The organism is Streptomyces deserti, assembly GCF_054782695.1.
The window spans coordinates 1-10498 of the sequence record NZ_BAAGRZ010000067.1 but is presented as its reverse complement, the minus strand read 5'-3'; the positions used below and the strand labels follow the sequence as shown (position 1 = coordinate 10498).

Below are 10498 nucleotides of genomic sequence, written 5' to 3'. Positions count from 1 at the left end.
CATCGAGTCCTCCACCCGGCTCGGCCGGCACCGTTGGACGATCGAGCGCACCATGTCCTGGCTGGGCGGCTGCCGACGCCTGCACCGCCGCTACGAACGCAAGACCGAACACTTCCTGGCCTTCACCGCTATCGCCTGCAGCCTCATCTGCTACCGCAGACTCACCAAATGAGACGACGTCTAAGTCGTCCGACGGCCGGACGGCTACCTTGTGCACCGCCAAGGCCACCGACGCCTACGCCAAGGCCGCAATCGAGGGCGATGTCGAGCGGTACGACAAGGTCTGGATCGACCGAAGTCTCGGCCTGTTCACGATGGGCAGCACGCCGGGGCATCCCTCCGACGCGTCAGTCCGGGCCAACGGCGGCTGGAAGCAGTGCGGACCCTTCGAGGCCACTTGGTGGAATGCCTCGTGGAACTACCTTGAGTCCCCGACGGTCAGGCTGCAGCAGAACAGCAAGTCGTACGCGGTGCGGGCCTGCATGAGGCCCCACGACGCCAGCCAGAGCACCTGTACCGCCTGGTTCGTCGACCACACCTGACCGGCCCCGTCACGAAAAGGCCCTGTCCCCGCGCTTCTGTTGGAGCGCGGGGACAGGGCCGACCACTCTGGGGGCTTTCCCCCGATAGGTACCGAACTCGCCGGCCGCAGGACCACGTCGAGGTGGAAGCGCCCGCAGGCGAAGCCGAGGACGAACGACCTTGACGCGGTCCGAGAGCCGGCCACCATCACGGCACCGGGGAAAGCCCCATCCACACTCGACCCGTTGCTGACAAGAGTCCCGAACGGGGCCGGCGCTCGCTCACGTCGTCCCCGCGAACGCATCGACTCCTGTGAGGTCGGCCGAGAACTGCCACAGGCGTGCGGCCTGCTCGGGATCAGTTGCCCAGGCACTCACTCCACTGCCCAGCACGGTGCCCGGCGCGGCAGGCTCGGCGATGTCGCAGTCCTCGCAGTACACACCGCCCATGCCCTCCAACTGCGGGGAGGTCGCTGCCCATACCTGCGTCGCTGCACCCTGCTCGGGTGTCTTCCAGCCACTGTTCGTCGGACTGGCGTCGATCGTCGTCTTCAGCTCCGCCAACTCGTCCTGGGACATGTGGCGGCCCAGCGCCGTGGCGATGGTGCCTGGGTGCACCGAGAAGGCCCGCACTCCGGCGTCCCGGCCCAGCACGTCCAGCTGCACTGCGAACAAGGCATTAGCCATCTTTGCCTGCCCGTATGCCTGCCACTTGTCATAGCCGTGCTCGAAATGCACGTCGTCCCAGCGGATGGCTGAGAGCTGGTGTCCGTTGGAGGAAACCGACACCACACGCGCACCTCCGCGCTCGATCGCCGGCCAGAGCCGGTTCACGAGCGCGTAGTGACCGAGGTGATTGGTGGCGAACTGTGCCTCCCAACCGGGGCCGACACGCGTTGCCGGGCAGGCCATGATCCCGGCGTTGTTGATGACCAAGTCGATGCTGCGATCGGAATCGAGGAACCGCTCGGCGAAGGACTTCACACTCTCCAGGTCCGTCAGATCGAGTTCATCTACCTCCACGCCGTCGATCCCGTCAACCGCCTTCTGAGCAGTCGAGCGCCGTCGCGCGGGAACGACCACGCGCGCCCCCGCGCCGGCGAGTGCCCGCGTGGTCTCCAGACCGAGGCCTGAGTATCCCCCAGTGACGACCGCGAGCTGTCCGGACAGGTCGATGCCCCGTAGAACATCAGCCGTATTGGTTCGGGCTCCGAACCCTGAACCGATCTTGTGCTGTTGAGTGGTCATAGATCGAACCTACGGATTAGAGCGCGCTCAAAGTCAACCCTGACCCATCCTGAGCAAGGTACGAAAACACTCGAGTGTTGCTACTTTCATCGACATTTTCGGACCCAGCAATCGCGAAGTGCTGCCCAAAACCGTCGACAAACATTGCCCACTCCCACCTACAAACCACCCCTGTCACTGCTGTGCCGGTCCTCTCCCCTGCGCGGGTCCGGGGTTCTGGTGCTGCTGGCTGGTGGGAGTGGCCACGTCGGCCGGCTGCTCAGACTGTGGCCGGTCTGCGGTGGCGCGGCGGCGGGCGTCGGCCTCGCGCTTGAAGCCGGCGAGGCGGGCGAGGTTCTCCGGCGAGTGCATCCACGTCGCCGGATCGGTCGTGCGGCCCTCCAGCAGCTCCGGCATCGCGACCTGCTGGTGGGCGTGGACGGCGGCGGTCCGCTGCTCCGGGGTGAGGACGGCGTCCCGGCCCGGGTGGTCGACGGCGTGGGGCGCCGACGCCGCCGGGTCGTGGTCGTCGGTGTGCGCGGCGGACGGCACGGTCGCGGACGGGGCACCGTCCGGCACGGGAGCAGCTGCGGTGCGGGCGGCGCGGATCGCGTTCTGCAGGGCGAGGCTGGCGACCCGGGCCGGCTCGTACCGGCTCGACTCCCGGGGCGGCTTGCCGTCGGTGCCGGCGATCCACCAGCGGGCGGGCCAGGCGACTTCGGCGGTGTAGGTGAGCTGGTCCGGCGCCGGGGTCCGCCGGCTTTCCCGAGGCACGGTGAGCTGACGGCCGTGGCGGGCCAGGGCCTTATCGGCGATGTAGTCGTCCAGGTCGGGCGCGAACGCACGGCCGCGCAGCGTCTCCAAAAGGTGCCGCCGGGCTTCGGCCAGGACGTGACGGCGCGCAAAAGTACGGCGCACGGTGTAGACGACCGCGGCGACGTCGACGGAGGCGAGCGCGGTGTCCACCAGCGGGCCCAACCCGGGCCCGGATCGCCTCCCGGCCGTCCGGCACCTCTCCAGCAGCCCATCGACTATCCGCTGCCCGAAGCGCAGGATCGCGGACGCGCGCCACCACGCGCGCAGCTGCTGAAGGGGGCGCGGGGTCTTCTTTTCCGGGGCGGGTGTCCTGCGCCGCCCACCAGCCGAGCCCATGGCGAGCGCGCTCGTCGGGCAGCCGCCCGTGGTCCTGGACGTACTGGTCGGTGATGCCCTCAAGCGCATCCTCGATCCTCTGGCGGCGGGTGGAGGACCAGTCGATCAGCTCCTGGTCGACCCCGGCTATCTCCATCACGGGGCGCAGGCCCGGCGTCACCTCCCGGGGCACGGTCGCAAGCCCCAGCTCCTCACACACCTGCATCCTCATCGTCAGGGTGTAGAGCGTCCCGGCCGCGACGACGTTCTGGTAGAGGCGGACCGTGTCCAGCGCGTACCAGGAGCCGTCCGGGCGCCGCACCCGGTTGAAAATCAGGCGGTGATCGTGGAGCAGGGGGAAGCCGTCACGGTTGTCGAAGTGCCGCCACCGCGCGACCACCAGGGCCGGTGCCTTTGCACGCTTGCGGCCCGACGCCCACCGGGTTTCCGCGACCTCATCCTCCAGTCAGCGCAGCACGGTGGCGACGGCCCGCTCGTGCGCCCGCTCAATGACTCGCCGGGTGTGGTCGTCTCCCAGCGCCCACAGCACGATCAGGGACGCCGACGCCCGGAAGACGAAGTCGACGGCGAACAGCGAGGTCTGCTCGCGCTTCTCGATCTCTTCGACCGGCTGCCCCAGGACGGTCGCCAGCCGTGCCTCAGCCAGGGTGTCTCCGGCGTCCAGGCGCTCGCGCTCGATCCGGTCGGCGTCCGGATGCCAGCCCATCCCGAAGACCAGCTCCATCTGCCGCTGCGTCACCGTCTCCCCCGCGGTGAGCCCGAGCGCGGGCAGGCCGCGCCCCATCCACACCCCCGGGTGGGAGCCCGGCCATCTCCTGGGCGTCCTTCAACGGCTGGCGGACCGGACGGCGCCCGTCCCCGAAGGCAACCCCCCGCACGCAGTACCGCCAGGCGTTACGCCTCTGCACCTTCGCAACACTGATCATCCCCACAGGGGACACCCACTTAGACCTGCGGAAAAGCGCAATCCCGTGGGACGGGCGAGTTCACTGGAACTTCACGGCCGATCCCGCACGGCGGGCGCCGGCGACGACATCGAGCCCGCCGGACGAACACCGTCTTTCGCACTCACGGCCCCTACAGAGGGCCATGCAAATGCTGCGCGACAGACGACTGACTACACCTCACGCACCCCAACAACCGACACCAGCCGACTCCACCGCCAGGGAGCGAACACCCACGTACCGCTCCCCCACCGAACGACCGCAGACGCCGCCCCCTGCACCATGTCACCGACTCTTTGGCGTCGCGTCGGCACCCACTCGATCCTCGCGGGCCCCTGCCCGAGGCGCCCTGCCGGGTACAAGGCGGATCGACGTGATCCTGCGGGCGGACCTGGACGCGCCGCGCAAGCAGCGGCACACGGTCACCCAGATCTTCCACCGGCTGATCGAGGAACATGCGCCGACATGTCCTATCCGTTGGTCAGGCGCTATGTCGCCGACCGGAAGCCTCAAGATCGCGGTGGAGGCGGGCAAGGCACCCATTGAGGCGTTCATCCCGCAGACCCATCCGCCCGGCATGTAGGCGGAGGTCGACTTCGGCGACGTGGCCGTGCGGCTGGCGGGAGAGCATGCGAGGAGAAGACCTCAAGCGGGCAGTTTCGTGTCGATGACGAAGCTGATTTCGATGACCTGGCCGGGCAAGGTTAGTTCAGTGATGCCCACTACCGTGCTGGCCGGTCGGTGGTCGCCGAAGTACCCCAGGTTACCCTCCGCCGTCGCCGCGGCATTCTGCCGCAGGTTCACCACGTACAGGGTCTGCGAGACGACCTGGTTCCGGGTGGCGCCGTAGTGGTCCAGCACCTTGTCCATGTTGGCGTAGGTCTGCTTGAGCTGGGCGGCGAAGTCGCCCGCGTAGAGGAACTCGCCTGCCTCATCGAACGAGAGCTGTCCAGAGACGTGGATCAACTCGCTGGACTTGATCGCCTGTGAGTAGCCGAAGTCGCTCTCGGCCGGCACGTTGTAGTTGAAGACATCATTGGTGGCCACGGTGCTCGCCCTTCCGGATTGCTCTCTTGTAGTTACTCGGAAACTGTAGGAGAGTGACGGCTGGCCTGGAAGAACGCACTTTTCGGTGACTGAGGAACCTGATGGTGACCAAACAACTACTCAAGGGCCTGCCCGAGGACGCTGACCTACGGCGCGCAGACTCCCTGGCGCGGGAGATCTTCTCGGACGTTGCCAACAAGTGGGCGCTCCTGATCATCGAGGCGCTCGGCGAGCGCACCCTGCGCTTCAGCGAGCTGCGGAACGAGGTCGAGGGCGTCAGCCACAAGATGCTCACTCAGAACCTGCGCATGCTGGAGCGCAATGGTCTGGTCGACCGGAAGGTGCACCCCACAGTGCCGCCGCGAGTCGAGTACACCCTCACCGAGCCGGGCCGGGCCCTGCGCACCGCGGTCGACGCCATATGCGGCTGGACCCACCAGCACCTCAGTCACATCGAGAGTGCACGCGGCCGTTTCGACGCCTGACGGGCACGCAGCGACACCCTCGCGCCGTTGCGCAATTCCTTGGTCGATCTCACGTTGGTGGCACCAACGTGGTCCGCGTTTCGCCTGATCGGGATACCGAGCCATCCGGTGCCACAAGGTTCAGAAACAGACATGTGAACCGGTCCGGGTTCGGTAGAGAGCTGGGATGTCACGCGCTGACGGGTTCGTTGGCGCGGGTGTGCTGGTGATGGTAGGCGGTTTCGTACTCGGCTGGTGATATGTGGCCGAGAGCGCCGTGGAGTCGGCGGTGGTTGTACCAGTCGATCCACTCGGCGGTGGCGAACTCGACGGCCGTGAAGGTCTTCGACGGCCCGCAGCGGGTGATCAGCTCGGTCTTGAACAGACCGATGGTGGACTCGGCGAGGGCGTTGTCGTACGCATCGGTGACGCTGCCGATCGAGGGGGCGATGCCGGCCTGTGCCAGGCGCTCGGTGAAGGCGACCGAGGTGTACTGGCTGCCCGCGTCCGAGTTGCACCGCTCGCCGCAGTAGCGCAGAACGCGACGTAGACGGTGCCGGCCCAAGAACAGCGCGAGGCTCGCAGTGGACTGCTGAAGGGCTTCGATACGACGGCGTACCTCCGAACTGCCGCCCCAATAGGCCACGACCCGCTCCACTTCCGCGAGTTCCTCGGGAAGCGCGCACCTGTCCGGCAATACGCGCCAGTGGTACATCATCGGGAACCCTTGGCACTGCCCTTCTAGCACCCAGTTCGTCGTCATGGTGTGAACGGCGAGCTCCCGCCACGCCCCGAAACCAGGCCCACCGCCGACGCCGTACTGGCAGAAGGTGGGAATCCCGAACACGTTGGCCGTGGACCGTGCATGCTCCGGCAGCCGCTCCATATCCGTGAGTGGCACACGCTTCACGAAGACTGGCTTCCCGTCAACCTCCAGCAGCGCAGACGTCCCTCCGATACCGGAGCCAAGCGGCACGGCGGCTTCCACAAGCTCGCCCAGCCGGCGATCACTTCGCTGGGCGAGGGACGTGGAGACAGTGCTGTAGGCGGCCAAAACGCGAGTCTTTTGACATATCGGGATGTTCTCTTGACCCATCGTCCGAGGTCTTCGCCCTGGCGCACGACCTGGCCCGGTACCCCGTAGCTGTAGGTGCTCAACGGAAGGGGCCGCCCGGTCCACAAGGCGGACGTCGTGGTGATGGTCCCGTACGGGAGCACACCGCGACCATGGGGGAGCGGTGACCCACCAGGCGCCACGCCTGGGCGGGATGCACGAGCAGGTCCAGGGTTCGCGGCGGTCGACGAGGTGCAGCCGCTGCTGGCGGGCGAAGTCGCGGCCGAGCTGGGTGATCCTGCCGCTGGTCACGTGAGACATCTCGCTCAACAGTCCGAGGGCCTTGCCTGTTACGCCCCGCCGCCGGTCACCCGATCAGTGGCCACTCTGAAGAAGCTTATTGATTACTTGATGGAGCTTGACCGTCCCCTGCTTGAGGCGGAGGCTCAATGCCAACAGAAACGGCAGGCAGCGTCTGGAGGAATTGATCTCGATCCAGCGGCCCGGTCAACATCTTTGACATGTCACTCAAGGCCTCTTCCCTGAGTGACTTATTCTCAACCTTCGAGACAAGGAAGTTAGCAAAGTGCAGTCGGTGCGTGGTCGTAAGCTGTTCAAGTTGGGTGGCAACAGATTGGGTAGTGGTGGTGAACATGCGAAGATATAGCGCAGCGATGAAGTTACTCAGGAGGCCACCCACCGCGCCAACACTTCCAATGAGGATCTGAGCTGTCGCATTTCTGCTATTGGTTAGCAGGTGGAGCGTTATTGCCACGATGGCGAAACCGCCAGCTAGGCAAATGATTCCCACGAAAAAGATGATCTTACCGTGAGTAAGCGTTTGATTGTAGTATCTCCTCAGCTCCAACTGGTGTCGCCTGAAGGACGCGTATGCCCTTATTGGGGGTTCCTGGTGCACGACAGCCAAAAGATCGAGCTTGTGTTCGACATCCTGTTTTGCGATGACGGTGGCCTGCCTGGAGATGAATATAACCCCAAGCGCCGCACCGATGATTCCATAGGATATGCCGATTGCCGTAAGCGGGCTTTCATATGGAGTCCGTAGTCCGTAGTAGGCGGCAAGGGTCAAGATCAGTGCGCCTGCGAGAATCCCTGTAAGCCCAAAAGTGATTTCCTTGTCCCGCCTGCGGGAAAGCTTCCTCTTCTCTTCCTCCAGTGTATTTATGGCGGCGCGAAGTTCGGCATCTCTTGCTTCATCTTTTTTGCTGTTGACTGTCCTCTTCGCGCCTGCTTCATGGCCAGTTTCGCGCATTGCGATCACCTTTCAAGCGCCTGAATTCAGGTCCTCCATTCCGACTGTAGAGTAATTTGGGGGCCCCGGCTCATCTGCCTACTCCACATGGATGGCAGGCGTACGCCGGACGCAAGGGATCTTGGACGGCTCGTGTCGTCCGGGTTCACGTGCCACCAGTTACAACGGCTAACAAATTGACGTGTTTCCTCGCTTGTAGGCGAGATTCTTTGTTTTCCAGAGATCAATGTGCCTTTCAGCGCTGCCGCTCCAAGATGAGGACGGCGGCGGCGATTCCAGAAGTCGGTCAACCGCGCGCACGCCCGGCTCCGCAGCCTGGTCGAGCGGGCCTTCGCCCCGACTCAAGTCCTGGCGGATCTTCCGCCGCGCCCGCTGCAGCCCCGACCGCCTGACGTCAATCGCCAAGGCATCCTCACCCTGGAGAAGCACCGCTGAAGAAGCTCAAGGAACGGCCCCTGGACAACACCGTCTTCCCCTGCGTCTTCCTCGATGCCACCGGATCGTGTCCCAGGCCGTGGTCATCGCCACCGGCATTTCTGCCACCGGCCACCGCGAGATCCTCGGCCTGATGGTCGGCGACAGCGAGTCCAAGCCGTTCTGGACGAAGTTCCTGCGGTCCTTACGGGCCCGCGGCCTGGACAACGTCGAGCTGGTCATTTCCGACAGCCACAGCGGGCTGGTGGCCGCGATCCGCACCGTCTTCCTCGGCGCCGCCTGGCAAGGTTCCGGGTTCACTTCGTGCGGGACGTCTTCAGCGTGATCGAGAAGGGTTCCGCGGAGATGGTCGCCGCCACCATCCGCACCATCTTCGCGCAGACCACCGCCAAGGCCGTGCGCACCCAGCTGGACGTGGTTGCCGACATGCTCGGACGGCAGCTCCCGCAGGTCAAGGCAATGCTGGTGGACGCTGCGACGGACATCGCCGCTTTCGCGGACTTCCCGCTGGCCCACTGGAAGAAGATCTGGTCGCCCAACCCGCTTGAGCGGCTGAACCGGGAGATCAAACGCAGGGCCGACGTCGTGCAGGTCTTTCCCAACCCTGCGGCCCTGGACCGGCTCGCAGCCGCGGTCCTGGCCCAACTCCACGACGAGTGGCAGGTATTCGACCGTCGCTACCTCTCCGAAGGCTCCATGGCCGAACTGTTCACCGCCAACCCCACCGAGGACGACCGGCAGCTTCCCCCGCCCGAACCGAACCAGCTCGGCCAGTGACTACACCACGATAAGGGACATGACTCAAGCCGCGCCGCACGCAGGCGGACAAGTGGGCCACGAACTACGCCGCCGTCCGCAGTACTACGAACGCGAGGGACACCTACGCGTGCCCAGGCACCATGTCGAGCGGATCGTGATTTGCGGCAAGGGGAACGACGACAGCGGCCAGGACCAGGAGAAACGGCAGATCCGACTCGGGGCATGGATCGGTAACCACGCTCCAGGGCCGCGACGCTGTCGCCAGATCGCGTGGAGCAGCTGTCGACCATCGGAATGCGATGGACATAAACGGATCGCGGTCGTCGTCATCGGAGCTCGTGCCATTGGTACGAGCTCCAAAGTTCTTTGCGTGCCCGTCGCCGTGGTCATCCCCCAGTAACTAAGGGTTTCAGTGGTCAGGGTCGCCGTACCGGTCAGTGTCGTGAACAGACCGAGCAGGAGGCGGATCTCGAAATCCATCAGGTAGGTCATGTGCTCGTTGGTCGCCCGCACCGAGTGGGAGCCTATGCCAAAGCCCTGAGCCGCGCTGAAACTGCGAGTGAAGCCTGGAAGGGTGTCGTCGCCACTGGTGACGTCATGCTCCGTGCCGCTGACCGCGATGTTGAGTGCTGATGTCGCTGGAATCCGCACCGCGAACCTGCGGTTGATCGGGGTTTTTCCGATGCCGAGATCGTTGTCCCGGAACGTCTGGGTCTGCCCGTTGACCTTGAAGGTGAACTCCGCCTCGGCGTTGCTGCCAGGATCGTGGATCTCGCTCACCGCGATACTGCGGAAACGCACCTCAAGATCGGTTACGGCCGCTGGCTGCGGGGTGGCAGACGACTGCTCACGCTGCATGGTGATCCTCCCTGGAACGACGAACAGCCCCGAGTTCACATTCCACGGCCGAACGAGCAGTGCTGTGGAGAAGGCGGGGCCCATTGCCTGTCACTGCCCATGCCCTCTGTCTCCCAGTAGGTCAGCGCGTAGGCACCGAGGCATATCGAATTACTCCGAACGGGTGAATCGACGCCGGTGCTGGACACTGCGTGGCGAAGGACTGCTCATCGCACGCTGAGCGGGCCGATCGTATGGAGTCGGAATATCGAGCCACAGGCGGGATTGAAAACACGCACTTCACCGTCGGCTGCCCCTGCTTGGGCGATTGGACCGGCTCGACAGTGAACAGCCCATCACCATCGCGCATGCCCTGATCGTCCCGTACGAACGGGCACGCACCGCAGGCGGGCTGCCCGCTTCTGGGCACGCACCCACGGCGCAGCTGCGACGGTAACCGAGCAACGAGACTGCCTCGCCCAGCAAGCCGATCTCGCGGGCAGTCAGGTTGGGGTCGGCCCGGCATGCAGACCGGCCAACAGGTCCGCCGCCGCCACTGCGGTAATCGCCCCGGCGCCCAGCGCCTCCAGCATGGTCGAGCCAGTGAGCGTTTTCCAACCTGTCTGCTGAGCACGGCCGTTGAGTATGCGGGCGGTGCGCAGATGTAGAGAAGCTCCTGGTAGACGGCTGGGTGTCGAGTCCAAGCCGTCCTGCCAGGAGCTTCCGCGTGCTTGTCTACCCAGCTGGCGCCGATCTGTCCACCTCAGCCCTGCGCTTCCTCGCCA

General features: G+C 65.3%; 9 protein-coding genes and 4 pseudogenes. 6 read left to right on the top strand and 7 right to left on the bottom strand.

From position 1 onward, the window contains the following. Together ACYVMZ_RS38765 and ACYVMZ_RS38760 are read left to right on the top strand one after the other, a co-directional pair. Nucleotides 1-172 (top strand): transposase (locus tag ACYVMZ_RS38765; protein WP_461087938.1); only part of this gene is annotated, 172 nt, incomplete at its 5' end. Between the two features lie 37 nt (nucleotides 173-209). Further along, entirely contained in the window at nucleotides 210-542 is a 333-nt protein-coding gene (locus ACYVMZ_RS38760) for a hypothetical protein (RefSeq protein WP_461087936.1), read from the top strand. 261 nt (nucleotides 543-803) lie between these two features. Here ACYVMZ_RS38760 and ACYVMZ_RS38755 read toward each other — a convergent pair whose 3' ends face one another. The 3 genes and pseudogenes from ACYVMZ_RS38755 to mobF form a co-directional block, all read right to left on the bottom strand. Next, nucleotides 804-1769, bottom strand: a complete 966-nt coding sequence (locus ACYVMZ_RS38755; RefSeq protein ID WP_461087934.1) for an SDR family NAD(P)-dependent oxidoreductase — start codon at nucleotides 1767-1769, stop codon at nucleotides 804-806. 174 nt (nucleotides 1770-1943) lie between these two features. Then, a complete protein-coding gene (locus ACYVMZ_RS38750) occupies nucleotides 1944-2963 on the bottom strand; it encodes a hypothetical protein (RefSeq protein WP_461087932.1) in 1020 nt (339 codons plus the stop codon). Next, nucleotides 2893-3684: pseudogene (gene mobF / locus ACYVMZ_RS38745) on the bottom strand (MobF family relaxase); the annotation flags it as partial. The pseudogene mobF and the gene ACYVMZ_RS38750, both read right to left, overlap by 71 nt. A gap of 533 nt (nucleotides 3685-4217) precedes the next feature. Here mobF and ACYVMZ_RS38740 point away from each other — a divergent pair. Further along, complete coding sequence (locus ACYVMZ_RS38740; RefSeq protein WP_461087930.1) at nucleotides 4218-4427, top strand: hypothetical protein; 210 nt, start codon at nucleotides 4218-4220, stop codon at nucleotides 4425-4427. 62 nt (nucleotides 4428-4489) lie between these two features. On the opposite strand, the gene ACYVMZ_RS38735 is transcribed toward ACYVMZ_RS38740, so the two are convergent. Further along, nucleotides 4490-4891: a RidA family protein gene (locus ACYVMZ_RS38735; protein WP_461087928.1), complete on the bottom strand. Its 402-nt coding sequence runs from the start codon at nucleotides 4889-4891 to the stop codon at nucleotides 4490-4492. 101 nt (nucleotides 4892-4992) lie between these two features. On the opposite strand from ACYVMZ_RS38735, the gene ACYVMZ_RS38730 reads away from it, so the two are divergent. Further along, complete coding sequence (locus tag ACYVMZ_RS38730) at nucleotides 4993-5376, top strand: winged helix-turn-helix transcriptional regulator (RefSeq protein ID WP_461087926.1); 384 nt, start codon at nucleotides 4993-4995, stop codon at nucleotides 5374-5376. A 169-nt stretch (nucleotides 5377-5545) separates the two neighbouring features. Here the strand turns inward: ACYVMZ_RS38730 and ACYVMZ_RS38725 are convergent. Both ACYVMZ_RS38725 and ACYVMZ_RS38720 read right to left on the bottom strand, forming a co-directional pair. Then, nucleotides 5546-5875, bottom strand: a pseudogene (locus ACYVMZ_RS38725) (integrase core domain-containing protein); the annotation flags it as partial. Nucleotides 5876-6806: 931 nt separating this feature from the next. Continuing rightward, on the bottom strand, nucleotides 6807-7682 hold the full coding sequence (locus ACYVMZ_RS38720) for a hypothetical protein (RefSeq protein WP_461087924.1): 876 nt from the start codon (nucleotides 7680-7682) through the stop codon (nucleotides 6807-6809). A 276-nt stretch (nucleotides 7683-7958) separates the two neighbouring features. Between ACYVMZ_RS38720 and ACYVMZ_RS38715 the strand changes: the two are divergent. Next, nucleotides 7959-8117, top strand: a pseudogene (locus tag ACYVMZ_RS38715) (transposase family protein); the annotation flags it as partial. Next, nucleotides 8114-8894: pseudogene (locus tag ACYVMZ_RS38710) on the top strand (IS256 family transposase); the annotation flags it as partial. The pseudogenes ACYVMZ_RS38715 and ACYVMZ_RS38710, both read left to right, overlap by 4 nt. 84 nt (nucleotides 8895-8978) lie before the next feature. Here the strand turns inward: ACYVMZ_RS38710 and ACYVMZ_RS38705 are convergent. Then, nucleotides 8979-9734: a hypothetical protein gene (locus ACYVMZ_RS38705; RefSeq protein ID WP_461087922.1), complete on the bottom strand. Its 756-nt coding sequence runs from the start codon at nucleotides 9732-9734 to the stop codon at nucleotides 8979-8981. Between the last annotated feature and the right edge of the window lie 764 nt (nucleotides 9735-10498).

Coding starts and splice junctions, on each gene's coding strand:
- ACYVMZ_RS38755 (WP_461087934.1), bottom strand. CDS start 1,769: ATGACCACTCAACAGCACAAGATCGGTTCAGGGTTCGGAGCCCGAACC.
- ACYVMZ_RS38730 (WP_461087926.1), top strand. CDS start 4,993: ATGGTGACCAAACAACTACTCAAGGGCCTGCCCGAGGACGCTGACCTA.
- ACYVMZ_RS38720 (WP_461087924.1), bottom strand. CDS start 7,682: ATGCGCGAAACTGGCCATGAAGCAGGCGCGAAGAGGACAGTCAACAGC.
- ACYVMZ_RS38705 (WP_461087922.1), bottom strand. CDS start 9,734: ATGCAGCGTGAGCAGTCGTCTGCCACCCCGCAGCCAGCGGCCGTAACC.